We start from the raw sequence: 26498 nt of genomic DNA on the forward strand, positions 1-26498 counted from the left end.
TCAACCAAGGCTCAGGATTTGGGTTTGGCGTGGGCGGCCAGTCGTTCCAGTGCCGCTCGCAGATTCGGATCGCTGATCCCGTCGGCGGTGGCCTGGATGGTCGCCGCCGCATCCGTCGACAGGTCGATCGTCGGCCCGTTCGCCTCGCGCTGGAGGGTCGGTGGGCGCACGGCGAACCTGATCCGCGTCAGATTGGCGAACTCATCGAACATCTGCAGTTGCCGTTGCAGGCGTTTCTGCTGATAGCGCAGACGTGTGGCCCAATGGCCGTCGGTGACGATCAGCAGCAGCTCGCCTTCACGCCACTTGGCCACGTGGCAGTGCGCGCGGGCGGCAGGTTGCAGCTGGCTTTCGAGCAGACGTTGCAGATGGGCCAGACGCTGGGCATGACCGAGGATGGCTTTCAACGGCCTGGCTTCGCGTAGCAGAACGGCGGGCGCTCTGGCTGTGAGAGGGCGAAATGCCATGATCTAGAACCTGAAGTGACAGAGGCGCCATGGTAGCAGATGGCACCCATTTCACTCGCCCATTGCTTTTGTCCCTGCTTTGCCCATTAAATCAACGACTAACTTCTTCCCTGTACGGCTTGAAGTTGAGCAAAACGCCCCTATTTTAAGTGAGCCCCGTCAAAGCGCAGTGCCAGCATCGTGGAATATCCCCACTTTCCTCACCACCGTTTCCGGGTAGAATGCTCGTTCGCATGCGGCCATGAGGGCTGCACGGGCGACTCACGGGGCCGCCCTCCATCCCTTTAGTGTGGAAGATCCTGCCGATATGTTTGCGCCTTTGTTAAAGAAACTTTTTGGAAGCAAGAACGAGCGTGAAGTCAAACGCATGCTCAAGACGGTGCAGCTCGTCAATGCCTTCGAAGAGAAGATGGTCGCCCTCTCGGACGATCAACTGCGCGCCAAGACCGCAGAGTTCAAGGACCGCATTGCCAAGGGGGAGACCCTCGACAAGCTGTTGCCGGAAGCCTTTGCGGTCGCCCGCGAAGCCGGCAAGCGTGTCATGGGCATGCGCCACTTCGACGTCCAACTGATCGGCGGCATGACCCTGCACGAAGGCAAGATTGCCGAAATGCGCACCGGTGAAGGCAAGACCCTGGTGGGTACCCTGGGCGTTTACCTCAACGCGCTGTCCGGCAAGGGCGTGCACGTTGTGACCGTGAACGATTATCTGGCCCGCCGCGACGCCAACTGGATGCGTCCGCTGTATGAATTCCTCGGTCTGAGCGTCGGTATCGTGACGCCGTTCCAGCCGCCGGAAGAGAAGCGCGCCGCCTACGCTGCCGACATCACCTACGGCACCAACAACGAATTCGGGTTCGACTACCTGCGCGACAACATGGCGTTCAGCATGGAAGAGAAATTCCAGCGCGAACTCAACTTTGCCGTGATCGACGAAGTCGACTCCATCCTCATCGACGAAGCGCGTACTCCGCTGATCATTTCCGGTCAGGCCGAGGACAGCTCCAAGCTGTACATCGAGATCAACAAGCTGATCCCGAAACTCAAGCTGCACGTCGAAGAAGTCGAAGGCGAAGTCACCCAGGAAGGCCACTACACCGTTGACGAGAAGACCCGTCAGGTCGAACTCAACGAAGCCGGTCACCAGTTCATCGAAGACCAACTGACCAGCATTGGTCTGCTGGCCGAGGGCGAGAGCCTGTATTCGGCGCACAACCTGAGCCTGCTGACTCACGTCTATGCCGGTCTGCGTGCGCACAAGCTGTTCCATCGCAACGTCGAATACATCGTGCAGGACGGTCAGGTCGTGCTGGTCGACGAACATACCGGTCGTACCATGCCCGGTCGTCGTCTGTCCGAAGGCCTGCACCAGGCCATCGAGGCCAAGGAAAACCTGAACATCCAGGCCGAGAGCCAGACCCTGGCATCGACCACATTCCAGAACTACTTCCGCCTCTACGAAAAGCTGTCCGGCATGACCGGTACCGCCGACACCGAAGCGTTCGAATTCCATCAGATCTATGGCCTGCAGGTCATCGTGATCCCGACCAACAAGCCGTTGGCCCGTAAGGACTACAACGACCTGGTGTTCCTGACCGCCGAAGAGAAATACGCGGCGATCGTCAATGACATCAAGGAAAGCATGGCCGCCGGCCGTCCGGTGCTGGTGGGTACTGCGACTATCGAAACCTCCGAGCACATGTCCGCATTGCTCGAGAAGGAAGGCATCGAACACAAGGTTCTGAACGCCAAGTTCCACGAAAAAGAAGCTGAAATCATCGCGCAGGCCGGTCGTCCGGGCGCACTGACCATCGCTACCAACATGGCCGGTCGTGGTACCGACATCCTGTTGGGCGGCAACTGGGAAGTTGAAGTCGCGTCGCTGGAAAACCCGACCCCTGAACAGATCGCCCAGATCAAGGCCGACTGGCAGAAGCGTCACCAGCAAGTGCTGGAGTCCGGCGGTCTGCAGGTGATCGCGTCCGAGCGTCACGAATCCCGTCGTATCGACAACCAGTTGCGTGGCCGTGCCGGCCGTCAGGGCGACGCCGGTTCCAGTCGCTTCTACCTGTCGCTGGAAGACAGCCTGATGCGCATCTTCGCCTCCGACCGGGTGAAGAACTTCATGAAAGCCCTGGGCATGCAGCCTGGCGAAGCCATCGAACACCGCATGGTGACCAACGCCATCGAGAAAGCGCAGCGCAAGGTTGAAGGCCGCAACTTCGACATTCGCAAGCAGCTGCTCGAGTTCGACGACGTCAACAACGAACAGCGTAAAGTGATCTATCACATGCGTAACACGTTGCTGGCTGCGGACAACATCGGCGAAACCATCGCTGATTTCCGCCAGGACGTGCTGAACGCCACCGTCAGCGCGCACATTCCGCCGCAATCGCTGCCAGAGCAGTGGGACGTGGCCGGTCTGGAAGCGTCGATCGCCAGCGACTTCGGCGTGAAGCTGCCGATCCAGCAGTGGCTCGACGAAGACGATCACCTGTACGAAGAAACCCTGCGCGAGAAGCTGATGAACGAGCTGATCGCCGCTTACAACGAGAAAGAAGACCAGGCTGGCGCCGAAGCCCTGCGTTCGTTCGAGAAGCAGATCGTGCTGCGCGTTCTGGACGACCTGTGGAAAGACCACCTGTCGACCATGGATCACCTGCGTCACGGCATCCACCTGCGTGGTTATGCGCAGAAAAACCCGAAACAGGAATACAAGCGCGAGTCCTTCACGCTGTTCTCCGAGCTGCTGGATTCGATCAAGCGCGACTCGATCCGTGTGCTGTCGCACGTTCAGGTTCGCCGCGAAGATCCGGCCGAGGAAGAGCAACGCCTGCGTCAGGAAGCCGAAGCACTGGCCGCCCGCATGCAGTTCGAACATGCTGAAGCGCCAGGTCTGGATCAACCGGAAGCACTGGTCGGTGAAGAGGTCGACGTGGCCCTTGCCACCGCCCCGGTGCGCAACGAGCAGAAGCTGGGCCGCAACGAACTGTGCTACTGCGGTTCGGGCAAGAAATTCAAGCACTGCCACGGGCAGATCCAGTAAAACCCGTTTCAATCGCTGAAATACCCGCGCCGCGACCGGCACCAGCCGTCGCGGCGTTTTGCCATTTACACCACCGTCACTACGCTTGGCGGTGCTGACATCATTGAGTAAGGAGCGCATTCATGGCTGTTGGTCTTGGTCCTTTGCCAACGTTGCACCCGGTTGCCGGTTTTGAACTCGGTATCGCTTCGGCCGGCATCAAGCGCCCGGGGCGCAAGGATGTCGTCGTGATGCGTTGCGCCGAAGGTTCCACCGTGGCGGGCGTGTTTACGTTGAACGCTTTCTGTGCAGCGCCGGTGATCCTGGCCAAGAAACGCGTGCAGAACGCTGTGCGCTACCTGTTGACCAACACCGGCAATGCCAACGCCGGCACCGGCGAACCGGGCCTGGCTGCCGCCGAGCGCACCACCGCCAAACTGGCTGAACTGACCGGCGTGGATGCCAGCCAGATCCTGCCGTATTCCACTGGCGTGATCGGCGAGCCGCTGCCGGTCGAGAAGATCGAAGGCGCCCTGCAGGCCGCGCTGGACGACCTGTCGGAAAACAACTGGGAAGCCGCCGCCACCGGGATCATGACCACCGACACGCTGCCGAAAGGCGCCAGCCGCCAGTTCCAGCATGACGGCGTGACCATCACCGTCACCGGCATCAGCAAGGGCGCGGGCATGATCCGTCCGAACATGGCGACCATGCTCGGTTACATCGCCACCGACGCCAAAGTCTCCCGCGACGTGCTGCACAACCTGATCCTGGACGGCGCCAACAAGTCGTTCAACCGCATCACCATCGACGGCGATACCTCGACCAACGACTGCTGCATGCTGATCGCTACCGGCAAGGCTGCGCTGCCGGAAATCACCCGTGCCGAAGGCGAGCTGTTCACCAAGCTGAAACAGGCCGTGTTCGAGGTGTGCATGGATGTGGCCCAGGCCATCGTGCGTGACGGCGAAGGTGCGACCAAATTCGTGACCGTTGAAGTCAACGGCGGCGGCAATCACCAGGAGTGCCTGGACGTTGGCTACACCGTGGCCCACTCGCCGCTGATCAAGACCGCGCTGTTCGCCTCCGACCCGAACTGGGGCCGAATCCTCGCTGCCGTTGGTCGTGCCGGCGTGCCGGATCTGGACGTGAGCAAGATCGACGTATTCCTCGGCGAAGTGTGCATCGCCCGCCGTGGCGCCCGCGCCGCGACTTACACCGAAGCCCAGGGCTCGGCGGTGATGCAACAGGAAGAAATCACCATCCGTATCGAACTGGGTCGCGGCGATTGCAGCGAAACCATCTGGACCACCGACCTGTCCCACGAGTACGTGAAGATCAACGCCGAATACCGCACCTGATCCCTGCCGAAGAAGGAGGTCTGCGGACCTCCTTTTCTTCTGTCCCATGAAAGGACCCGAACATGAGCCTTCACCTGATCATCGGCGACAAACTGCTTTCCTCCTGGTCCCTGCGCGCGGCGCTGGCGCTTGAACTGACCGGCGCGCCCTACACCGAAGAACTGGTCAAACTCGGCAAGCCCGACACCCGCGAGCGGTTGCTTACCCATTCGCCGACCGCCAAGGTGCCGCTGCTGAAAACCGCCCGCGGCACCATTGCCGATTCGCTGGCGATTGCCGAATACCTGGCCGAACAGTTTCCTTCCGAGCAACTCTGGCCGACCGATATCTTCGCCCGAGCCCAGGCGCGATCCGCCTGCGCGCAGATGCACAGCGGCTTTTTCGCCATGCGCAATCACATGCCGTTCAATCTGAGCCATGACGCGCCGCTCAACCCGGTGCCGCCGGAAGTGAAGGTCGACATCGAACGCATGCTCGCGCTGTGGGCCGAATGCCGTGCTGCCGCGACCGAGCCTGGCCCTTACCTGTTTGGTCGGGTGTCGCTGGCCGATGCATTCTTCGCCCCGATTGCCGTGCGTCTGCGCACCTATCAGGTGAAGCTGCCGGCCGACGATCAAGCCTATGTTGAAACCGTCTACCAATGGCCAGCCTTCAAGGCCTGGCAAAAGGCCGGACTGGAGGAATTGCAGTCGTGAAACGTGTACACGTCGCCGCCGCCGTCATTCGTGACGACAGCGGCAAGATTCTGATCGCCCGGCGTGCCGATACCCAGCATCAGGGCGGCCTCTGGGAATTTCCCGGTGGCAAGGTCGAAGCCGACGAGTCGGTGCAAACCGCGCTGGCTCGGGAGCTGCACGAAGAGTTGGGCATCGTCGTCGGTGCCGCCCGGCCGCTGATCAAGGTGCGTCATGATTACCCGGACAAGCAGGTGTTGCTGGATGTCTGGGAGGTCTCGAGCTTCACTGGCGAACCCCATGGCGCCGAAGGCCAGCCATTGGCCTGGGTTTCGGCCAAGGAGCTGACGGATTACGAATTCCCGGCAGCCAACCAGCCGATCGTCGCGGCGGCGCGTTTGCCTGCCGAATACCTGATCACCCCGGAAGATCTGGAAACCCCGGCCTTGCTGCGCGGCATCCAGAAGGCAATCGCCGGTGGCATCAAGCTGATCCAGCTGCGCGCGCCCAATGGTTATGACCCGAAGTACCGCGACCTCGCGGTAGACGCGGTCGGCCTGTGCGCCGGCAAGGCGCAGTTGATGATCAAGGGCCCGTTCGAATGGCTGGGCGATTTCCCGGCCGCTGGCTGGCACATCACCTCGGCGCAGTTGCGCAAGTACGCGGCAGCGGGGCGTCCGCTGCCGGCAGATCGCTGGTTGGCGGCTTCCTGCCATAACGCTGAAGAACTGGCACTGGCCGAGCAGATGGGCGTGGATTTCGTCACCCTGTCGCCGGTGCAGCCGACCCTGACTCACCCGGATGCGCAGCCGTTGGGCTGGGAGCAGGCATCGACGCTGATCGAAGGTTTCAGCAAGCCGGTATTTCTGCTGGGCGGAGTCGGTCCGGCTGAACGCGAAAAAGCATGGGATGCCGGAGCTCAGGGTGTGGCGGGGATTCGGGCGTTCTGGCCTGAGGCTCTATAAGAGGCTCAGGCCTCATCGCTGGCTTGCCAGCGATGACTGACTTAGAGGCGCTACACCTCTGTGGGTTTCGCCGCCGGTTGCCACAGAATCTCGGCAATACCCTGGCGCCGGGCGATCAGCCTGGCCGCCACAAACAACAGATCCGACAAGCGATTGATGTACGCCAGACCAACTCCGGCCAACGGTTCGATCGCATTCAAATGCTGGCAACGCCGTTCGGCACTGCGCGCCAGGCTGCGACAGACATGGGCCTGGGCAATCAGCATCGAACCGCCCGGCAGAATGAAATTCTCCAGCGGCCCCAATTCCTCGTTCCATACATCAATGGCGGCTTCCAGCCGTTCGATTTCCGCCGTGTTCAGCGCCTGATATTCCGGCATCGCCAGTTCACCGCCTAAGTCGAACAACCGATGCTGGCAGGGCGCCAACACGTCGATCAGTTCATTCAGTCCGGGGCAGGTTTCGCGCTCGGCGATCAACCCGGCCAGTAGCACACCGACCTGACTGTTCAGCGTATCGACCTCGCCAATGGCCTCGATGCGCGGGTGATCCTTGGGCACCCGGCGGCCGTCGCCGAGTCCGGTTTCGCCCTTGTCGCCGGTGCGGGTGTAGATCTTCGACAAGCGAAAGCCCATGGTTTACCTCGGTAGTTGATTGGTTTCGGCGGCGATGGGCGCCGGTTGCGCCAGCGGCAGACGCAGGGTGAAGCAGGTGCCTTGCCCCGGCGCCGACTGTACTTCCATCTGGCCTTTGTGGTTGTTGGTGATGATGAAGTACGACACCGACAGCCCGAGGCCCGTGCCCTGGCCGATTTCCTTGGTGGTGAAGAACGGCTCGAAGGTGCGCTTGCGTACGTTCTCGCTCATGCCGATGCCGTTGTCCTCGACCTGAATCTCGGCCCATGGCGGATTGAGCCGGGTGCGCAGGGTGATTCGCCCTGGCTCGCTGTCATCTTCGCGCTGGTGGATCGCCTGCGCGGCGTTTTTCAGCAGGTTCAGCAGCACCTGTTCGAGTTCGTTGGCAGTGCCGGGCACCGGGCCCAGCGCCGGGTCGAACTGGCGAATGATCGCCTGACCCTTGAAGTCGAAGCCGATGGCCAGGTCGAAGTCGTTACCGGCGATTTCCACCGCTTGGTCGATCAGCGCCGGCAGGTCGCACGGCGCCATCTGGCGGTTGCTGCGGCGGCTGAAACTTAGCATGTGGGTGACGATTTTCGCCGCCCGGGCGCCGGCCTGCTGGATGCCGTCGAGCAGTTGCGGGACTTCCCGGCCTTGCAGGTAGCGGTTCACGGTATCGAGTTCGATGCCCAGTTGCTCGGCCTGCTCGAGGTTCTTCGGCAGGTCAGGCGACAGACGTCGACGGATGTTCTGCACGTTGTGCAGGATCGCCCCCAGCGGGTTGTTGATCTCGTGGGCCATGCCGGCGGCGAGGCCACCGACCGACAGCATTTTCTCCGACTGCACCATCATTTCTTCCAGCGACAGGCGCTGGGTAATGTCGTCGATCCGGATCACCACGCCACGCCCGGCACCGCCCATCAACGGGTAGAAGGTGAGGGCATAGTGCTTGGGCTCGTCGTCCTTGAACCACGTCACCCGTTCGATTTTCGCCACCGTGTGTTGCTCTACGGTCTGCTTGAGTTGCGGGAGGAACGGCTTGAGCGGCTCGAAGGCGAGGAAGATCGGCTGGTTCAGCGCTTCGTCCAGTCGTGTGCCGGAAAGCGCGCTGGCCTCCTGGTTCCATTGGGTGACGTAGAGCTGTTCGTCGAGGGCGATCAGCGCCGAGGGCATGGAGTCGATGATGCTGTTGAGGTAGTTCTGGAACCCGGTGAGTTTTTTCTCGATCTTGCTGCGCACCTGGACTTCCAGCTCCAGCTTGCGGTTGGTGTGGCGGGTTTCTTCAGCCAGACCCTGGGCCTGATCGTAGGCGGCTTGCGAGTCATCGCGGGCGCGCTTGAGTTGCTGTTCCCGGGCCTCGATACGCGAAAGCATTGTGTTGAATGCTTCGGCCAGGCTGCCGATTTCGTCATGGTTACCCCGGGAGGCGCGCAGGGCGTAGTTCTCTTCGCGGGTGACCTGGCGGGACAGTTCTTCGAGCTGATGGATCGGCCGGGTGATCAGGCGCTTGATCTGCCGGGCGATGACCAGCCACAGCAGCACACTGAAAATCAGAATCCCCAGACTCGCCGTGAGCGTGCCGGTGTAGAACGCCACCGGCAGCTCGCTGCTGGCCACCAGTAACAGATGGCCTGGCGCAGTGCCGGGGCGGGGCAGGGTGATGAGTTGGTTGCTGCGAAACTCGGTCAGTTGCCAGGCTTCGATGTGCCGGTAGCGTTCCGGCAGGTTGAGTTTGTCGCCATGCTGCAACTGCGCCAGACGTTCGCCTTTGCCGTCGTACAGAGCCGCGGCGCGCAGCGGGGAATAGCTGTCGAGTTCCTTGAGCAGACGCTCGGCGCTTTGTGGCGACTGCAAGGCGTCGGCCACCAGGCTCGGGTTCGACACCAGCCGGCCGATGGTCTGCAACGCCTGGGGCGCCATGCTTTCCTGGGAAATGTAATAGGCGGCGCTGATAAAGGTCAGGTTGGCGACCAGCAACACAGTGGTCAACAGCACCAGCAGGGCGGCCAGCAGTTTCTGGCCGACCGGCAGGTTTTCAAGACGCTGGCGCAATGGCATCAGGTTTATCGCAGCAAAGGAACAAGTGGCCAGCGTAGCCGCTGCTCAGTCGACGGGCAATCCGAGACTGTGCAGATGAGCGCTCAGGCGCTCCTGCAATTGCTTCAGATGCGGAAGGTTTAACTGATGACGTTCTGCAACCTTGCAGGCATGCCCAAGCAGATAGCTGATCTCGGTGCGGCGCTTGCTGGCCACGTCCTGATACATGGACGAGAAATTCGCCGCCGTGGCCTGGATCACCCGTTCGACTTCCTGTTGCAGATTGTCCGCCGCGGCCGGTTGCCCGCAGCGTTCGAGCAGTTCGGTCAGTTCGCCGCACAGGGTGGCGACTTCGCAGTGATGTTGCTGCAAGCCGCCATTGCGGCAGTCGTGCAGCACCGTCAGCGGATTGATTGCACAGTTGAGTGCCAGCTTGCGCCACAGACGGGTGAGGATGTCGGCGCTCCATTCATGGGGGATTTTCGCCGCCTCGAGATCGTCCAGCCAGATCGGTGCCACCGGATGACCGGCGTCCCCTAGCCAGGTGTAGCCATGGCCGGCGAACACCACGCGCCAGTCGCCGTCGCGAAATGCGCCTTCGGTGCTGGAGGCGCTGATACAGCGGGCCTGCGGCACTCGCGCGGCGACCGCTTCCTGGCTGCCGAGGCCGTTCTGCAAAAGGATCAGTTCGGCGTCCGCTGCCAGACGGTGGGCAAGTCCGGCCACAGCCGCTTCGGCGTCGTAGGCCTTGCAGGCCACCAGCAGGCGGCGGATGGGGCCGGGACTGTCCGGGGTTTCGCCGGGGATGGCGTAGCTGCTGGCCACGCCTTGTTCGACGAGAGTCAGGCCGCCTGCTGTTGCATAGTCGTGCAAGCGGTCAATGTCGCGCAGGATCAACCGAACCGGCAGGCCGGCACGGGCCAGGCGTGTGGCCCAGAGCGTGCCGAGACTTCCGGCGCCCAGGACATGCCAGGGGGTGGACATCAGTTTTTCACTCGGTAAGGTACAGGCATGCAAGGCTCGCCGTGTCGGTGGGAAAAGACCCGTTATAATGAGCCCGATTTTAACCGCAAGCCAAGCGCGCCGCGTCCCGTACGAGCGCGCCTTTTTATTGGAGAACTTACATGCCGTCGTTCGACGTGGTATCCGAACTGGACAAACACGAACTCACCAACGCGGTCGAGAACGCCGTGAAGGAACTCGATCGTCGTTATGACCTGAAAGGCAAGGGCAGCTTCGAATACAAGGAAAAGGACTTGACCGTCCACCTGACCGCTGAAGCCGATTTCCAGCTGGAAGCGATGATCGAGATTCTCAAGCTGGCCCTGGTCAAGCGCAAGATCGACGTGCAGTGCCTGGAAGTCAAAGACTCCTTCGCCTCGGGCAAGCTGATGAAGCAGGACGCCGTCCTCAAGGAAGGCATCGACAAGGAACTGGCGAAGAAAATCGTCGGCCACATCAAGGAAGCCAAGCTCAAGGTGCAGGCCGCCATCCAGGGCGAGCAGGTGCGTGTGACCGGCAAGAAGCGTGACGACCTGCAGGAAGCCATCGCGGCCCTGCGTGCCAAGGAATTCGGCATGCCACTGCAGTTCAACAACTTCCGCGACTAAGCTTTTCGGTCGGGAACCTCTCGGCGTTTAATGCGTCCGAGGCCCAAGCAACGGCAGAAACGATTGAGCCCTGTTCGGTTCGGTCTTTCTGCCGCTGGTTTTTACAGCCCGGGAAGCCGGCAATCAGGAGATAAAACATGGATTTGAATGCTGAGGTGGACAACCTGGTCAAGGCATCCCAGGCGTGGATTCCGATGATCATGGAATACGGCAGCCGTGTGCTGCTGGCGGTGATCACCCTGGCCATCGGCTGGTGGCTGATCAACAAGGTCACGCAAAAGCTCGGCGGCCTGCTGGCCCTGCGCAATGCCGACCTGGCGCTGCAAGGTTTCATCAGCAGCCTGGCCAACATCATTCTCAAGGTGCTGCTGATCGTCAGCGTGGCGTCGATGATCGGCGTCGAGACTACCTCGTTCGTCGCGGCAATCGGTGCGGCCGGCCTGGCCATCGGTCTGGCGTTGCAGGGCAGCCTGGCGAACTTCGCCGGCGGCGTGCTGATTCTGTTGTTCCGTCCGTTCCGCATCGGTGACTGGATCGAAGCTCAGGGTGTGGCGGGTACCGTCGACAGCATCCAGATTTTCCACACCGTGCTGCGCACTGGCGACAACAAGACCATCATCGTCCCGAACGGCAACCTGTCGAACGGCATCATCACCAACACCAACCGTCAGCCGACCCGCAAGGTTGTGTTCGACGTAGGTGTGGATTACGAAGCCGATCTGCAAAAGGCCCGTCAGGTGCTGCTGGATCTGGCCAAGGATGATCGCGTGTTGCAGGATCCGGCACCTCAGGCCGTTATTTCGACACTGGGTGACAGTTCGATCACTGTTTCCCTGCGGGTATGGGTTAAAACTGCGGATTACTGGGATGTGATGTTCATGTTTAACGAACAGTCCCGTGATCGTTTAAAAACTGCCGGCATTGATATTCCTTTTCCACAACGAGTGATTCGTGTGGTTCAGGAATCGGCAGTGTAATGATAGGTTGCTAATTAATTGCCTGACTTATCGGTCAGGCATCTATTACAAGTGACAGGCAATAAAAAAGGCCCATCCGAAGATGGGCCTTTTTGTTTTGTTACCGCAACTAACTCGGTGCGATTACAAAAGCGACAGCGGGTAGTCGACGATCAGACGGAACTCTTTGATGTCGCCTTCGCCTTGGTCAGCGTTCGCGTTATGCCATGCTTGACGAACGCGGAAGGAGAGATCTTTGGCCGGGCCGGACTGAACAACGTACTTGACTTCCAAGTTGGTTTCGTTGTGTTTGCCATCAGCGCCGTAGAGTGGATCACCGTTGGATTTACGGTAAACACTGTTGGCGGCCAGACCGGTACCATCGATATCCCAGCCTTTAACGTAACGGGTCATGAAGCTCAGACCAGGCACGCCGTACTCGGCCATTTTCAGGTCATAACGGATCTGGGCGGATTTTTCTTTCGGACCGTTGAAGTCAGAGTACTGGATGGAGTTGGCGAGGAAGATCGAGTCGCCGCCACGGTTGTTCTTGCCCACACCGACGTAGTCGAATGGCGTGTCACCGTTAACTTTCTGGAAGGCCAGAGTAATGGTGTGCGCCTTCAGGAAGGAGAGTGCGGTTGCCAGGGAGAAGGTGGTGTTGCTGATGTCGCCTGCTTCCTTGTCACCGGTGTCGGTGGTGCGGTAGATGTTGAAGTCAGTGTTCAACGAAGTGTCGCCACCGAATGGGGTGGTGAGGTTCACGTTCGCGTAGTACTGATTCCAGACGTCTTCCAGCTTCGCGCCATACAGGGACGCGGTCAGGTTGTCGGTAATGCCGTACTTGCCGCCGAAGTAGTCGATGGTGTTGGCTGTAACGCCAGCATAGTTGGCCCACAGGTCGCCTTCACGGGAGTTGCGATCCTGGCTGGTCGACGAGTAGAAGTGACCGGCTTCGAGGTCAAGATCTTTGACTTCGCTGCTCTGCAGTTGGAAACCGCTGGCAGTTTGCGGGAGGATACGGGAGCCGCCTACAGCGAATACCGGAGCGGTGCTTGGCTGCATGTCGCCGACTTTCAGCTCGGTTTTCGATACGCGGAATTTCACGGCTGCGCCGGCTTTGCCCTGGCTGTCGTTGACGTGACCGTCAGCGTCGCGGCTCATGTTGCCGGTACCGCCGGTGCCATCACCGCCGTCCAGTTTGATTGCCAGGTAACCGAAAGCGTCAACGCCTACACCCACGGTGCCCTGAGTGTAACCGGAGCTGAAGTTGCCCCAGATACCCTGAGTCCAGTCTTTCTGGTCGTTGCCGCCGTCTTTGTTATTGCGGTTGAAGTAATAGTTGCGAATCAGCAAGTCAGCTTTCGCGTCTTCAACGAAGCCTTTCGCTTCAGCCTGGTCACTTACAAACGGGGCGGCCGTAGCCATTTGAGTACTGGCTGCTGCAGCAACTGCCAGTGCGATCATGCTCCACTTCATCACGCGCATCGTGATTTGCTCCTTTGGTTTTAGAAGAGTACTGCCGTCCCACCTGTTTTATTATCTGGGCGGCTCTTTCTTTTTGTGTCGGCGCAAACTTATATCACGCCGACCATGTTGGCGATACTTGCGAATCCAACCTTTCAGCTTCTTTACGAGCGTGTCGCAAACGGCTTGGTAGATGTCGCAAATTTACAGTCCAAATGCAATGGGACTGACAACTTCAGCGCTGTTTTACAGAGCTTGAGCATCGGTAAAAAAGAGTCCCTTGGCAAAACGCTTGAATCTCCATCGGGCAACCCTGCCACTGTTTTTATGGGGCTCAAGGCATCCACTTCTTGTGGTGCGCTTATAGTCCATATGGGTATGAATGCAACAAGCGTGCACAAACCGCTGAATTGTTCCGGTTTTTTTCAAGGTGCTCGTCCGGTGCTGTAAAAACCTCATAAAACCGGGGGCTTCGAGGGCCTTTCAAACAGGCTTGACGCCATCCTTCGCATGGTGTTGCTCCCTGAAAGTCGCAGCGCGACAACCAAAAACGTTACCGGTTCACCCCGTCAGTGAGTATTCGGCGGATGCCCGACGCACTGAGCGTAGACGTGCTGTGCGGTTTTGGTGCAAAAAATTTCAATGGCTGTACTGAATTCATACAGTTGAGCCGTCGATGGTGCGTAAACGTTGCTTCCTGAACCGGTCATTTCCCGCGTTCGAATACAGTGCTGGTTCTGTTCTGGTGCGCTCGTGCCACAAATGTCACTTTGCAGGGCGCGTAAGATTCCTTGCCGTGGCGCATTCGCCGTGAAGGGCACGTCAATCGCAGGTATGCTGCCGTCCAGTCGCTTGGCGCAGCGCATTCACAGCGGGGCGCTAAGCTGAAAACAGGTCATTTCGCCGGGAGTGCGCGCAGTGTTTGCTTTAGATCCACGACTTCAACAGGACACGCTGACCATCGGCGATTTCCCGCTTTGTCGACTGCTGTTGTCCAACGACGCCAACTACCCGTGGTTCATCCTGGTGCCTCGCCGCGACGATATCAGCGAGTTGTTTCAGTTGGATGTCGCCGACCAGCAGCGCTTGTGGCAGGAAACCACGGCCCTGGCCGAGGTGCTCAAGGATTCCTTCGACGCCGACAAGATGAATGTCGCGACTCTGGGCAACGTGGTCAGCCAGCTGCATATGCATGTGATCGTGCGTAAACGGGACGATGCCGCCTGGCCGGCGCCGGTCTGGGGCAAGCACCCCGCCAGGCCTTACAGTGCCGAGCAAGTGGCTGCGATCCGCGAGCGCCTGCGTCTGGTGCTGGACGAAGATTTCACCTTTCTGGAGGGCTGAGTGATGAGCCTCGAACAACGTGTTACCGAGCTGGAAAGTCGCCTGGCGTTTCAGGATGACACCATTCAGGCATTGAACGATGTGCTGGTGGAGCAGCAGCGGGTGGTTGAGCGTCTGCAATTGCAGATGGCAGCTGTACTCAAGCGTCAGGAAGAGATGGTCGGCCAGATCGGGTCTTTTGAAGAAGACGCGCCACCGCCGCACTATTGAGAGGTCTGTGGGCATGCTCCCGTGAATAAAAAAACCGCGAACAGCCAGGCTGTACGCGGTTTTTTTATTGCCGGGAAGCGTGAATCAGCGACGCGGCAGGGCGGCGATCACGTCTTCGGCCTGCAGGCCCTTGTCACGGTTCATCACCGAGAACTCCACGCGCTGGCCTTCGACCAGGACGCGGTGGCCTTCGCCACGGATGGCGCGAAAGTGCACGAAAATATCATCGCCGGAATCCCGGGAGATAAAACCGAAGCCCTTGGAGGTGTTGAACCACTTGACGGTGCCGGTATCGCGGTTGCTCATGTCGTAGCTTTGCGTGGCGGCGGTCGGTGAGGATTTGTAGAAGCTGACGGCCAGGTGCAAAACCACAGCGACCAGTGCGATCACCAGGCTGAACAGCACGGCTGGCTGGCCGGCGATGACAGGCATCGGCGCGATCAGGGTCAGGGTTTGCAGGACGACGGTCAGGACCAGCAAGGCGCTGACCAGGTTTTGCAGATGCTGGCGCGGACCTTTGTTCCAGTAAGGGATGACTGGCGCAAGGATCAGGTTCAGCAGGCCGAAAAAGGCCAGGTAAAGTGCATCGGGTTGTTGCAGGTAAGGTACCGCTTCGGACTTCAGGCTAGGTATGAAGGACAGCAGCAAGGCTGCTGCGCCCATTAGCAGGTGGACGATTTTCAACATTTTTATTGACTCACGTTATGACGGCTCACAAGGAAGAGCTGAAGGCGCACGGTTCGCTTCGGAACAATAAAGAGGCGTTGGACACGTACCCGGCATCAGCCTATGCGCAGGCCCGGAAAACGGGGCGTAGCGACACACTGCCTATTTAACAGCAAAGCCTGCGGGTACTCAAATTACGCCGGCCAGCGGCAGGCGTCGGACGATTTGTCGCGTCTATCGGGGTCATGCGGGGGCTGCGGGGCTGGGGTGGCCTTGCTACAGTGGAGCGGCACCTGTTGGATGAATTCAATCGCCTTTAGGGGGTAAACATGGCAATCGATATCGGTATCAGTGAAGAAGACCGCAAATCCATCGTCGAAGGGCTCTCGCGCCTGCTGTCGGACACCTACGTGCTGTATCTGAAGACCCACAACTTCCACTGGAACGTCACCGGGCCGATGTTCCGGACCCTGCATCTGATGTTCGAGGAGCAATACAACGAACTGGCTCTGGCGGTCGATTCGATTGCCGAGCGCATCCGCGCGCTGGGTTTTCCCGCGCCGGGTGCCTATGCGACTTACGCCCGTCTGTCTTCCATTAAAGAGGAAGTCGGCGTGCCAAGTGCCGAAGACATGATCAAGCAGTTGGTGGAAGGCCAGGAAGCCGTCACCCGAACCGCACGAGGCATTTTCCCTCTGCTGGACAAGGTCAGTGACGAACCTACCGCCGATCTGCTGACCCAGCGCATGCAGGTGCACGAGAAAACCGCCTGGATGCTGCGCGCATTGCTCGAAGCCTGATAACAGGAAGCGCATGAACCCCGGTTCGTGCGCTTTCCTCTTTTCTCCTGGAAATATCTTTCCCTTCTGTAGGAAACAGGGAGGACGATCCACCGCTCCATGATCCTCCTTGTCGCGTTGGCTTATCCTACATGGATGGTCAAAAAGTCATCTGGAACTGCCTTTGCACCTGCGCTTTTAATGAGTTCACAGGATGTTGCCTTGATAACAGGCGCAGAAATGACAAAGGAGTGTCAACGATATGGAAGATGGAGGCAGGCGAAGAGAGATCGCAGTCGGTACGCAGCGAGAGAGCGCCACGGAGCCCTTGCTCGGCGGGTTCGACATGGCGTTGATCCGGCCGTTATCCCGCTCGGTGCGTTTGAACGGGTTCGCGACCTGTATGCGGCTGGAACAGGTTTACTGGAATATTTTGGGCCGGATGGCCGAAGACAATTGCTGTTCGGTCGGCACGCTATTGTCCCGTGTCGATCGTGAAGTGCACCTGCGTCATGGCGGGGTGAAAAACTTCAGCGGTCTGGTGCGGGTTGTGTGTGTGATGCATGGCCTGCGGGATTCTCCGGGGGTGCATGGCGCGGGATGACACTGACGAGACGGCCTGTGCAGTCTTCCGGCTGCACAGGCCGCATTTAATGGCTATAATCCCGCCCTTTCGCCGCACAGCCCTGCGCGTGCTGGCAATCTGATTGCCGAGACAACCCCATGCCGATGTACGATTACCAATGTGCTTCCTGTGGTCATCAGTTGGAAGCCATTCAAAAGATCAGCGACGCACCACTGGTCGATTGTCCTGCCTGTCAGGCACCGGAACTCAAGAAGCAGCTGTCGATGCCGGGCTTTCGCCTCAGCGGCAGCGGCTGGTACGAAACCGATTTCAAGACCGGCGCGAAGAAGAATCTGGCCGGTGGCGACAAATCTGACTAGGGTTCAAGCCCAGGTCGAACGACACGCGCGAGTTTCCACAGGTTGCACAGTGCTTGAGTGCAGCGGGATCTCCACCGAATTTCGAATTACGAGAAGCGAACCACTACCATGATGCGCAGCCATTATTGCGGCCAACTGAACGAAAGCCTGGAAGGCCAGGAAATTACCCTTTGCGGATGGGTTCACCGTCGTCGCGACCACGGCGGGGTGATTTTCCTCGATATCCGTGATCGTGACGGTCTGGCTCAGGTAGTGTTCGATCCGGATCGCGCCGAGAGCTTCGCCGCCGCCGATCGCGTGCGCAGCGAATACGTGGTGAAGATCACCGGCAAGGTGCGTCTGCGTCCGGCCGGTGCCACCAACGCCAACATGGCGTCGGGCATGATCGAAGTGCTGGGCTACGAGCTGGAAGTGTTGAACGAAGCGGAAACCCCGCCGTTCCCGCTGAACGAATACTCCGACGTCGGCGAAGAAACCCGCCTGCGCTATCGCTTCCTGGACCTGCGTCGTCCGGAAATGGCCGAGAAGCTGCGTCTGCGTTCGCGCATGACCACCAGCATCCGTCGCTACCTCGACGAAAACGGCTTCCTCGACGTCGAAACGCCGATCCTGACCCGTGCCACTCCGGAAGGCGCGCGCGACTACCTCGTACCGAGCCGTACCCACGCCGGTTCGTTCTTCGCGTTGCCGCAATCGCCACAGCTGTTCAAGCAACTGCTGATGGTTGCCGGCTTCGACCGCTACTACCAGATCGCCAAGTGCTTCCGCGACGAAGACCTGCGTGCCGACCGTCAGCCTGAGTTCACTCAGATCGACATCGAGACCAGCTTCCTCGACGAAAAAGACATCATGGGCCTGACCGAAGGCATGATCCGCAACCTGTTCAAGGAAGTGCTGGATCTGGAATTCGGCGAATTCCCGCACATGACGTTCGAAGAAGCCATGCGCCGTTACGGTTCCGACAAGCCGGACCTGCGTAACCCGCTGGAGCTGGTCGACGTGGCCGATCAGCTGAAAGAAGTGGACTTCAAGGTCTTCAGCGGCCCTGCCAACGATCCGAAATGCCGTATCGCCGCACTGCGCGTTCCAGGCGGGGCGAGCATGCCGCGCAAGCAGATCGACGACTACACCAAGTTCGTCGGCATCTACGGTGCCAAGGGCCTGGCGTACATCAAGGTCAACGAGCGTGCGGCCGGTGTTGACGGTCTGCAATCGCCGATCGTGAAAAACATCCCGGAAGCCAACCTGAACGTGATCCTCGATCGCGTTGGCGCAGTCGACGGCGACATCGTGTTCTTCGGCGCCGACAAGGCCAAGATCGTCAGTGAAGCCCTGGGCGCGCTGCGTATCAAGCTCGGTCACGACCTGAAGCTGCTGACCTGCGAGTGGGCACCGATGTGGGTCGTCGACTTCCCGATGTTCGAAGAGAACGACGACGGCAGCTTCTCCGCTCTGCACCATCCGTTCACCGCGCCGAAGTGCTCGCCGGAAGAGCTGGAAGCCAACCCGGCCGGCGCTCTGTCCCGTGCCTACGACATGGTGCTGAACGGCACCGAGCTGGGTGGCGGTTCGATCCGTATCCACCGCAAAGAGATGCAGCAAGCTGTGTTCCGTCTGCTGGGCATCAACGAAGCGGAACAGGAAGAGAAGTTCGGCTTCCTGCTCGACGCCCTGAAATACGGCGCGCCGCCGCACGGTGGTCTGGCCTTCGGTCTGGACCGTCTGGTGATGCTGATGACCGGCGCCCAGTCGATCCGTGAAGTGATCGCCTTCCCGAAAACCCAGAGTGCTGCCGACGTGATGACGCAGGCGCCGGGTGTCGTGGATGCGAAGGCGTTGCGCGAATTGCACATCCGTTTGCGCGAAACGCCAAAGGCCGAGTAAGACGGGCCTGAAGGCGCATCTTCGGATGCGCCTTTTTTCTTTCTGCAGTGATTGAAAACAAGATTTTTTTGCTGGCCGATGCATCTGCATGGCGGGCATTGTTCAAGAGAATTCGGAGCGAGTTATGGCAGGTCATTCCAAGTGGGCGAACATCAAGCACCGCAAAGAACGCCAGGATGCCAAGAGAGGCAAGATCTTCACCAAGTGGATCCGCGAGCTGACCGTGGCGGCCCGTCAGGGCGGCGGTGATCCGGGCTCCAACCCGCGTCTGCGTCTGGCGCTGGACAAGGCGCTGGGCGCCAACATGAGCCGGGACATCATCGACCGTGCCGTGGCCCGTGGCGCCGGCGCGACCGAGGCCGACAACGTTGAAGAACTGACCTACGAAGGTTACGGCCCGGGCGGCGTGGCGGTGATGGTCGAGTGCATGACCGACAACCGCAACCGCACCGCAGCGGCCGTGCGCCACGCGTTCAGCAAGTGTGGCGGCAACCTCGGTACCGACGGTTCGGTAGCCTACCTGTTCGAACGCAAGGGCCAGATCAGCTTTGCCCCGGGCGTTGACGAAGACGCGCTGACGGAAGCGGCGCTCGAAGCCGATGCCGACGACGTGGTCAGCCACGAAGACGGCTCGATCGATGTGTTCACCTCGTTCACCAGTTTCTACGCGGTACGCAATGCCCTGGAGGCCGCCGGTTTCAAGGGTGATGACGCGGAAATCGTCATGCAGCCGACCACCAGCGCCGAGCTGGATCTGGAGGGCGCCGAGAAGGTGCTCAAGCTGATCGACATGCTGGAAGACCTGGACGACGTGCAGAACGTCTATTCCAACGCGGACATTCCGGAAGACGTGGCCGCTCAGCTCGGTTAAGAGCGACTAGGCTTCAATGTGGGAGCTGGCTTGCCAGCGATGGCGTCGGCACATCAGGTAATGATGGCGCCTGACACACCGTCATCGCTGACAAGCCAGCTCCCTCATTTGTTTTTGTGTTTCTTCGAACCAGCAGGCTTATGACTTTAATTCTTGGTATCGACCCCGGTTCGCGCATTACCGGTTACGGCATTGTTCGCGATACCGGACGTGGCGGCTGCATCTATGTCGCCTCGGGTTGTATCCGCACTGGAGCCGGCGAGCTGCATGAGCGTCTGCAGATCGTTTATCGCGGCGTGCGCGAAATCATCCAGACCTACGGTCCGGTCACCATGGGCATCGAAAAGGTGTTCATGGCAAAAAACGCCGATTCGGCGCTGAAGCTCGGGCAGGCCCGGGGGGCCGCTATTGTTGCCGGCGCCGAAGAATGCCTGGAAATCGCCGAGTACACGGCCACCCAGGTCAAGCAGGCCGTGGTCGGCACGGGTGCCGCTAATAAAGAGCAGGTGCAGATGATGGTCATGCACATGCTCAAGCTGACCAGCAAACCGCAAATCGATGCATCGGATGCCCTGGCCATTGCCATTTGTCATGCCCACACACGCTCGAGTCTGTTACCGCACGGCTTGGGAACGGCACGCAGTCGTGGCGGGCGCCTGCGTCTCTGATAGCATCAGCAGTCATTTTTACGGAATGTGGATTTCGTGCCTGGGTTGTCGGCCGTGAATCCATGCTCTGTCAGTCGCCAGCCCACGGCTGGCCAACGCTCAAGGATCTGAAACGTGATTGGACGCTTGCGCGGCACTCTGGCTGAGAAACAGCCGCCGCACCTGATTCTGGATGTAAACGGCCTCGGGTATGAGTTGGAAGTGCCCATGACTACCCTTTATCGCCTGCCGTCGGTCGGTGAACCGCTGACCCTGCACACCCATTTGGTCGTACGCGAAGACGCGCAGTTACTCTATGGTTTTGCCGGCAAGCGTGAGCGAGACTTTTTTCGCGAGTTGATCCGTCTCAATGGTGTAGGGCCGAAACTGGCCCTGGCCTTGATGTCGAGTCTGGAAGTCGACGAACTGATCCGCTGCGTGCAATCGCAGGACACCTCGGCGCTGACCAAGGTGCCGGGCGTGGGCAAGAAAACCGCCGAGCGTCTGCTGGTCGAACTGAAGGATCGCTTCAAGGCCTGGGAAACCTCGCCGGCCATGTTCGCCCTGGTGCCGAACCAGCCGGACGGCCCGGCGCCGGTCAACACCGCCGAGAACGATGCGGTCAGTGCACTGATTTCCCTGGGCTACAAGCCACAGGAAGCGAGCAAGGCGATTTCCGCGATCAAAGAGAAAGGCCTGAGCAGCGAAGACATGATTCGACGTGCCCTGAAGGGAATGATTTAAGTGATTGAAGCTGATCGTCTGATCGCCGCCACGCACAGTCCGCGTGAGCGCGAAGAAGTCCAGGATCGGGCGATACGTCCCGTCAGCCTGGCCGAGTACATCGGCCAGCCGACCGTTCGCGAGCAGATGGAACTGTTTATCCAGGCCGCCCGTGGCCGTAGCGAATCCCTCGACCACACCCTGATCTTCGGTCCGCCGGGGCTGGGTAAAACCACGCTGGCCAACATCATCGCCCAGGAAATGGGCGTGTCGATCAAGAGCACTTCCGGTCCGGTGCTGGAGCGTCCGGGGGATCTGGCGGCGCTGTTGACCAATCTTGAGCCGCACGACGTGCTGTTCATCGATGAAATCCATCGTCTGTCGCCGATCGTCGAAGAAGTACTGTACCCGGCCATGGAAGATTTCCAGCTCGACATCATGATCGGTGAAGGGCCGGCGGCGCGTTCGATCAAACTCGATCTGCCACCGTTCACCCTGGTCGGTGCCACCACGCGGGCGGGCATGCTGACCAACCCTTTGCGTGACCGTTTCGGTATCGTCCAGCGCCTCGAGTTCTACAGCACCGCTGACCTGGCGACGATTGTCAGCCGTTCGGCGAATATCCTCGGTTTGCCGCTGGATCCGGAAGGCTCTTTCGAGATTGCCCGCCGCGCCCGTGGCACGCCGCGGATCGCCAACCGTCTGCTGCGCCGGGTGCGGGATTTCGCCGAAGTCCGGGCCAAGGGCCATATCACCAAGTCCGTCGCAGATCTGGCGCTGAACCTGCTGGACGTCGACGAGCATGGTTTCGATCATCAGGACCGACGTCTGCTCTTGACCATGATCGAGAAGTTTGACGGCGGCCCGGTGGGCATCGACAGTCTGGCGGCGGCGATCAGCGAAGAGCGCCACACCATTGAAGATGTGCTTGAGCCGTACCTGATTCAGCAGGGCTACATCATGCGTACGCCGCGGGGCAGGGTGGTGACCCGCCACGCGTACCTGCATTTTGGTTTAAACATCCCGACACGAATGGGCGAAATGCCCGTGGTAGACGAGTTTCTCGATGCCGTGGACGATTGATACACATTTATTGTCGATTTATTCAGCGTTTGTACTGTCACAGGACGGTACTTTTGCGGTAAAGCCTTCCAACAATGAAAAACAGTTGCCTGGCTGGATTGGCAACCCGAGGAGTAAGCACTAGAGTATGCGCGCGCAAAACGGGCTTGAGCCGTTCGCACATCGTTGTCGCGTTTATTACGAGGACACCGATGCGGGCGGCATCGTGTATTACGTTAATTACCTCAAGTTTATGGAACGGGCTCGAACCGAACGGCTCCGGGAGCTGGGCTTTGCTCAGTCGGCGCTGGCCGGGGAGGACCTGTTGTTCGTCGTGCATTCCAGCGAAGCGCGTTATCACGCGCCGGCGCGACTGGACGACGAGCTTCTGGTAAGCGCTGATGTAATCGAATTGAACCGTGCCAGCCTGCGCTTCCGACAGCAGGTCAGGCGGGCAACGGATAATGTGCTGCTCTGCGAAGGGCAGTTTCTGGTGGCCTGTGTGCGCACTAACAGTTTGAAACCCCGGGCCCTTCCCGAAGACCTGCGTGCGGCCTTTGCCGACGCGGTCGGCACGGGTACACACTCAAAGCAGGAGATAAAGCGTGGAAGCTAACGTCGTCGACCATTCCTCCATGTGGAGCCTGGTCAGCAATGCCAGCATCGTGGTGCAGTTGGTAATGTTGACTCTGGTGGCCGCATCGGTGACCTCATGGATCATGATCTTTCAGCGCAGCAATCTGATACGCGCCGGTCGACGTGCCCTCGAGAGCTTCGAGGAGCGTTTCTGGTCGGGTATCGACCTGTCCAAACTCTACCGTCAGGCCGGCAGCAACCCGGATCCGGATTCGGGTGTCGAGCAGATCTTCCGTGCCGGCTTCAAGGAGTTCTCTCGTCTGCGTCAGCAGCCAGGCGTCGATCCTGAAGCGGTGATGGAAGGTGTGGCCCGTGCCATGCGCGTCGCCATCTCCCGCGAAGAAGAAAAGCTCGAGCAGAGCCTGCCGTTCCTCGCCACCGTCGGTTCGGTCAGCCCGTACATCGGTCTTTTCGGTACCGTCTGGGGGATCATGAACTCCTTCCGTGGTCTGGCCAGCGCCCAGCAGGCCACCCTGGCCACCGTGGCACCCGGCATCGCCGAAGCCCTGATCGCCACCGCGATCGGTCTGTTCGCCGCGATCCCGGCCGTTATCGCTTACAACCGTTTCTCTGCCCGCAGCGAAACCTTGCTGAGCCGCTACTACACCTTCGCCGATGAGTTCCAGGCGATCCTGCACCGCAAAGTGCACACCAGCGAAGAATAAGCAGGTATTTCCCGATGGCTTTAATCACTCGAGCCCGACACAAGCGCAAGCCGGTCGCCGAGATGAACGTAGTGCCTTACATCGACGTGATGCTGGTGCTGCTGGTCATCTTCATGGTGACTGCGCCAATGCTCAATCAGGGCGTGAAAGTGGATCTGCCCAAGGTTTCCAGCGAAGCCTTGCCGCAGGACAACAACACCCAGGTGCTGACCATTTCGATCAAGTCGGACAAGACCTACTACTGGAACCTTGGCAGCGAAGTCGACACCGAGAAACAGCAGGACCGGGCCATGACCCTGCCACAGATGACCGACGCGGTGACCAAGATCATTCGCGCCGGCACTGAAGGTGGCAAGCGTACCCAGGTCTTCATCCGTGGCGACAAGTCCGTCGATTATGGCTCCGTCATGGGTGCCATGGGCGGGTTGCAGAAAGCCGGGGTCGGTAACGTTGGCTTGATCACCGAGGCGCCCTGATGCAGCAACAGCGAGAGCCGTCCGCCTCGGAAAGCTACTTCTGGCCTAGTGTCTGGGCGATTGGCTTGCACGTGCTGGTGTTCGGCATGCTGTTTGTCAGTTTCGCCCTGACCCCGGAGCTGCCGCCAGCCAAGCCGATTGTTCAGGCGACCCTGTACCAGCTGAAATCGAAAAGTCAGGCAACCACTCAGACCAATCAGAAGATTGCGGGTGAGGCGAAGAAATCCGCCGCGCGCCAGACCGAAGTCGAGCAGATGGAGCAGAAAAAGGTCGAGCAGGAAGCGGTGAAGGCTGCGGAACAAAAGAAAGAAGAAGCGGCTCAAAAGGCCGAGGAAGCCAAGAAGGCCGATGAGGCGAAGAAAGCGGACGAGGCGAAGAAGGCTGATGAAGCCAAGAAAGCCGACGACGCCAAGAAAGCCGCCGAAGCCAAGAAGGCAGAAGAGAAACAATTGGCTGATATAGCCAAGAAGAAAGCCGAAGAAGAAGCCAAAAAGGCTGCTGAAGAAGAGGCCAAGAAAGCGGCCGCTGAAGAAGCCAAGAAGAAGATCGTCGAAGACGCGAAAAAGAAAGCCGCCGAAGACGCCAAGAAGAAAGCTGAAGCTGAAGAGGCGAAGAAGAAAGTCGCCGAAGACGCGAAGAAGAAAGCTGCTGCCGATGCTGCGAAGAAGAAAGCGCAGGAAGCGGCACGTAAATCCGCCGAAGACAAAAAGGCTCAGGCCCTGGCAGATTTGCTTTCCGACACGCCGCAGCGCCAGCAGGCCTTGGCCGATGAGCAGGGCGACGAAGTCGCGGGCAGTTTCGATGACCTGATTCGTGCGCGGGCAGCAGAAGGCTGGGCGCGTCCACCTTCAGCACGCAAAGGCATGACGGTTGTGCTGCAGATCGGCATGTTGCCGGACGGTACGGTGACCTCGGTCAGCGTGGCCAAGTCCAGTGGCGACGGTCCGTTCGATGCGTCAGCAGTGGCAGCGGTCAAGAATATTGGACGTTTGACGGAAATGCAGGGAATGAAGCCGAGCGATTTCGCTCCGTATCGTTCATTCAAGATGACATTCACACCTGAGGATCTAGCCTTGTGAGAAACCTTCTTCGAGGAATGCTGGTCGTGATCTGCTGCATGGCAGGGATCGCGATGGCGGATGAAAAGAACATTCTGGTCACCAGCGGCAGCGATCGGGCGACTCCGATTGCCGTCGTACCGTTCGGTTTCCAGGGCGGTGCCGTCCTGCCGGATGACATGGCTGAAATCATTGGTAACGATTTGCGTAACTCGGGCTATTACTCGCCGATTCCAAAGCAAAACATGATCAGCCAGCCAAGCCAGCCGAGCGAAATCATCTTCCGTGACTGGAAGGCGGTGGGCGCGCAATACATGATGGTCGGCAGCATCGTGCCGGCCGGTGGCCGTCTGCAGGTGCAGTGGGCTCTGTTCAACGTCGCCACCGAGCAGAAAGTGGCTGACGGCAGCGTGTCCGGTACCACCGAACAGCTGCGCGACATGGCGCACTACATCTCCGATCAGTCGTTCGAAAAACTGACCGGTATCAAAGGTGCATTCTCGACTCGCCTGCTGTACGTCACGGCCGAGCGTTTCTCCGAGAAGAACACCCGTTACACCCTGCAGCGTTCGGACTATGACGGCGCCCGTGCCGTGACCCTGCTGCAATCCCGTGAGCCGATCCTTTCGCCGCGTTTTGCACCGGACGGCAAGCGTATCGCCTACGTGTCGTTCGAACAGAAGCGTCCGCGCATCTTCATGCAGAACATCGACACCGGTCGCCGCGAGCAGATCACCAACTTCGAAGGCCTGAACGGCGCGCCAGCCTGGTCGCCGGACGGCAATCGCCTGGCGTTCGTGCTGTCGAAAGACGGTAACCCGGACATCTACGTGATGAACCTCGGTTCGCGTCAGATCACCCGCGTGACCGCAGGTCCTGGGATCAACACCGAACCGTACTGGGGCAAGGATGGTTCGACCATCTACTTCACCTCCGACCGTGGCGGCAAGCCGCAGATCTACAAGACCAGCGCTGGTGGCGGCGGTGCCGAGCGTGTGACGTTCGTGGGCAACTACAACGCCAACCCCAAGCTTTCGGCGGATGAAAAGACCCTGGTGATGATCCATCGTCAGGACGGTTTCACCAATTTCAAAGTGGCGGCTCAGGATTTGCAGCGCGGAAGTGTAAAAATCCTCACTGATAGCACTCTGGACGAGTCGCCTACTGTTGCGCCCAACGGCACCATGGTAATCTACGCCACCCGCCAGCAGGGCCGGGGAGTCTTGATGCTCGTGTCCATTAATGGACGCGTGAGGCTCCCGCTTCCTACCGCTCAAGGCGAAGTCAGAGAACCGTCCTGGTCCCCTTACCTGAACTGACGCGGCGCTTTACGTTTTACTTAACACACTGGGG

Annotated in this window: 28 protein-coding genes; 22 read left to right on the forward strand and 6 right to left on the reverse strand. The window is 59.6% G+C overall.

Annotated features, from left to right (window positions below):
- Window positions 1–11: 11 nt before the first annotated feature.
- Complete coding sequence (locus CAF80_RS22460; RefSeq protein ID WP_074688359.1) at window positions 12–467, reverse strand: DUF721 domain-containing protein; 456 nt, start codon at window positions 465–467, stop codon at window positions 12–14.
- 307 nt (window positions 468–774) lie between these two features.
- On the opposite strand from CAF80_RS22460, the gene secA reads away from it, so the two are divergent.
- The 4 genes from secA to CAF80_RS22480 all read left to right on the forward strand — a co-directional run bounded on the left by secA (window position 775) and on the right by CAF80_RS22480 (window position 6492).
- Window positions 775–3513, forward strand: a complete 2739-nt coding sequence (secA, locus tag CAF80_RS22465; protein WP_039765979.1) for a preprotein translocase subunit SecA — start codon at window positions 775–777, stop codon at window positions 3511–3513.
- Window positions 3514–3635: 122 nt separating this feature from the next.
- A complete protein-coding gene (gene argJ / locus CAF80_RS22470) occupies window positions 3636–4853 on the forward strand; it encodes a bifunctional glutamate N-acetyltransferase/amino-acid acetyltransferase ArgJ (RefSeq protein WP_085667950.1) in 1218 nt (405 codons plus the stop codon).
- Window positions 4854–4915: 62 nt separating this feature from the next.
- Window positions 4916–5548 (forward strand): glutathione S-transferase family protein, encoded by a 633-nt coding sequence (locus CAF80_RS22475; RefSeq protein WP_039765983.1) that lies wholly within the window; start codon window positions 4916–4918, stop codon window positions 5546–5548.
- A complete protein-coding gene (locus tag CAF80_RS22480; protein WP_074688355.1) occupies window positions 5545–6492 on the forward strand; it encodes a Nudix family hydrolase in 948 nt (315 codons plus the stop codon). Before CAF80_RS22475 ends, CAF80_RS22480 begins: the two co-directional genes overlap by 4 nt.
- Before the next feature lie 50 nt (window positions 6493–6542).
- On the opposite strand, the gene CAF80_RS22485 is transcribed toward CAF80_RS22480, so the two are convergent.
- From CAF80_RS22485 to CAF80_RS22495, 3 genes are read right to left on the reverse strand one after another with little or no spacing between them, the layout of a single operon-like run.
- Entirely contained in the window at window positions 6543–7127 is a 585-nt protein-coding gene (locus CAF80_RS22485) for a cob(I)yrinic acid a,c-diamide adenosyltransferase (RefSeq protein ID WP_039765988.1), read from the reverse strand.
- 3 nt (window positions 7128–7130) lie between these two features.
- Window positions 7131–9167, reverse strand: coding sequence for a HAMP domain-containing sensor histidine kinase (locus CAF80_RS22490; protein ID WP_039765991.1), 2037 nt, complete (start codon window positions 9165–9167; stop codon window positions 7131–7133).
- A 45-nt stretch (window positions 9168–9212) separates the two neighbouring features.
- Window positions 9213–10130, reverse strand: a complete 918-nt coding sequence (locus CAF80_RS22495) for a putative 2-dehydropantoate 2-reductase (RefSeq protein WP_085667951.1) — start codon at window positions 10128–10130, stop codon at window positions 9213–9215.
- Window positions 10131–10270: 140 nt separating this feature from the next.
- On the opposite strand from CAF80_RS22495, the gene CAF80_RS22500 reads away from it, so the two are divergent.
- Both CAF80_RS22500 and CAF80_RS22505 read left to right on the forward strand, forming a co-directional pair.
- On the forward strand, window positions 10271–10756 hold the full coding sequence (locus CAF80_RS22500) for a YajQ family cyclic di-GMP-binding protein (RefSeq protein WP_011335651.1): 486 nt from the start codon (window positions 10271–10273) through the stop codon (window positions 10754–10756).
- Between the two features lie 137 nt (window positions 10757–10893).
- Entirely contained in the window at window positions 10894–11733 is an 840-nt protein-coding gene (locus CAF80_RS22505; RefSeq protein WP_007951217.1) for a mechanosensitive ion channel family protein, read from the forward strand.
- A gap of 123 nt (window positions 11734–11856) precedes the next feature.
- Here CAF80_RS22505 and CAF80_RS22510 read toward each other — a convergent pair whose 3' ends face one another.
- Window positions 11857–13200, reverse strand: coding sequence for an OprD family porin (locus tag CAF80_RS22510; RefSeq protein ID WP_074688352.1), 1344 nt, complete (start codon window positions 13198–13200; stop codon window positions 11857–11859).
- Between the two features lie 75 nt (window positions 13201–13275).
- Between CAF80_RS22510 and CAF80_RS28710 the strand changes: the two genes are divergently transcribed.
- From CAF80_RS28710 to CAF80_RS22520, 3 genes are all read left to right on the forward strand, one after another.
- On the forward strand, window positions 13276–13629 hold the full coding sequence (locus tag CAF80_RS28710; protein WP_134334327.1) for a hypothetical protein: 354 nt from the start codon (window positions 13276–13278) through the stop codon (window positions 13627–13629).
- A 468-nt stretch (window positions 13630–14097) separates the two neighbouring features.
- Window positions 14098–14523, forward strand: a complete 426-nt coding sequence (locus CAF80_RS22515; RefSeq protein WP_039766001.1) for an HIT domain-containing protein — start codon at window positions 14098–14100, stop codon at window positions 14521–14523.
- Between the two features lie 3 nt (window positions 14524–14526).
- On the forward strand, window positions 14527–14733 hold the full coding sequence (locus tag CAF80_RS22520; RefSeq protein WP_039766003.1) for a SlyX family protein: 207 nt from the start codon (window positions 14527–14529) through the stop codon (window positions 14731–14733).
- A gap of 84 nt (window positions 14734–14817) precedes the next feature.
- Here CAF80_RS22520 and CAF80_RS29160 read toward each other — a convergent pair whose 3' ends face one another.
- Entirely contained in the window at window positions 14818–15420 is a 603-nt protein-coding gene (locus tag CAF80_RS29160) for a cold-shock protein (protein ID WP_039766005.1), read from the reverse strand.
- Window positions 15421–15728: 308 nt separating this feature from the next.
- Here CAF80_RS29160 and CAF80_RS22530 point away from each other — a divergent pair, with 308 nt between their 5' ends.
- The 13 genes from CAF80_RS22530 (at window position 15729) to tolB (ending at window position 26464) form a co-directional block, all read left to right on the forward strand.
- On the forward strand, window positions 15729–16199 hold the full coding sequence (locus tag CAF80_RS22530; RefSeq protein WP_039766007.1) for a Dps family protein: 471 nt from the start codon (window positions 15729–15731) through the stop codon (window positions 16197–16199).
- A 241-nt stretch (window positions 16200–16440) separates the two neighbouring features.
- The gene (locus CAF80_RS22535; RefSeq protein WP_074688349.1) at window positions 16441–16782 is read left to right on the forward strand and encodes a ribbon-helix-helix domain-containing protein; all 342 of its coding nucleotides are present in this window, start codon (window positions 16441–16443) and stop codon (window positions 16780–16782) included.
- 119 nt (window positions 16783–16901) lie between these two features.
- The gene (locus CAF80_RS22540) at window positions 16902–17123 is read left to right on the forward strand and encodes an FmdB family zinc ribbon protein (protein ID WP_007951210.1); all 222 of its coding nucleotides are present in this window, start codon (window positions 16902–16904) and stop codon (window positions 17121–17123) included.
- Window positions 17124–17231: 108 nt separating this feature from the next.
- Window positions 17232–19007: an aspartate--tRNA ligase gene (gene aspS / locus CAF80_RS22545; RefSeq protein WP_039766011.1), complete on the forward strand. Its 1776-nt coding sequence runs from the start codon at window positions 17232–17234 to the stop codon at window positions 19005–19007.
- Between the two features lie 124 nt (window positions 19008–19131).
- Window positions 19132–19878, forward strand: a complete 747-nt coding sequence (locus tag CAF80_RS22550) for a YebC/PmpR family DNA-binding transcriptional regulator (protein WP_003227527.1) — start codon at window positions 19132–19134, stop codon at window positions 19876–19878.
- Between the two features lie 140 nt (window positions 19879–20018).
- The gene (gene ruvC, locus CAF80_RS22555) at window positions 20019–20546 is read left to right on the forward strand and encodes a crossover junction endodeoxyribonuclease RuvC (RefSeq protein WP_007962095.1); all 528 of its coding nucleotides are present in this window, start codon (window positions 20019–20021) and stop codon (window positions 20544–20546) included.
- A gap of 114 nt (window positions 20547–20660) precedes the next feature.
- Complete coding sequence (gene ruvA / locus CAF80_RS22560) at window positions 20661–21269, forward strand: Holliday junction branch migration protein RuvA (protein ID WP_007951205.1); 609 nt, start codon at window positions 20661–20663, stop codon at window positions 21267–21269.
- Window positions 21270–22331 carry a Holliday junction branch migration DNA helicase RuvB gene (gene ruvB / locus CAF80_RS22565; protein WP_011335643.1) on the forward strand — a complete coding sequence of 354 codons (1062 nt, stop codon included), beginning with the start codon at window positions 21270–21272 and terminating at the stop codon, window positions 22329–22331.
- A 127-nt stretch (window positions 22332–22458) separates the two neighbouring features.
- A complete protein-coding gene (ybgC, locus tag CAF80_RS22570; protein ID WP_007951203.1) occupies window positions 22459–22926 on the forward strand; it encodes a tol-pal system-associated acyl-CoA thioesterase in 468 nt (155 codons plus the stop codon).
- Window positions 22916–23611, forward strand: coding sequence for a protein TolQ (gene tolQ / locus CAF80_RS22575; protein ID WP_039766018.1), 696 nt, complete (start codon window positions 22916–22918; stop codon window positions 23609–23611). The genes ybgC and tolQ overlap by 11 nt, the downstream gene beginning before the upstream one ends.
- Before the next feature lie 23 nt (window positions 23612–23634).
- Window positions 23635–24087, forward strand: a complete 453-nt coding sequence (gene tolR / locus CAF80_RS22580; RefSeq protein WP_162130475.1) for a protein TolR — start codon at window positions 23635–23637, stop codon at window positions 24085–24087.
- Window positions 24087–25166 (forward strand): cell envelope integrity protein TolA, encoded by a 1080-nt coding sequence (gene tolA, locus CAF80_RS22585; protein ID WP_064383749.1) that lies wholly within the window; start codon window positions 24087–24089, stop codon window positions 25164–25166. Before tolR ends, tolA begins: the two co-directional genes overlap by 1 nt.
- A gap of 17 nt (window positions 25167–25183) precedes the next feature.
- A complete protein-coding gene (gene tolB, locus CAF80_RS22590) occupies window positions 25184–26464 on the forward strand; it encodes a Tol-Pal system beta propeller repeat protein TolB (RefSeq protein WP_166742344.1) in 1281 nt (426 codons plus the stop codon).
- Window positions 26465–26498 lie beyond the last annotated feature (34 nt).

It is taken from the genome of Pseudomonas sp. B34(2017) (assembly GCF_002112915.1).
Classification (GTDB): Bacteria; Pseudomonadota; Gammaproteobacteria; order Pseudomonadales; family Pseudomonadaceae; genus Aquipseudomonas; species Aquipseudomonas pharyngis.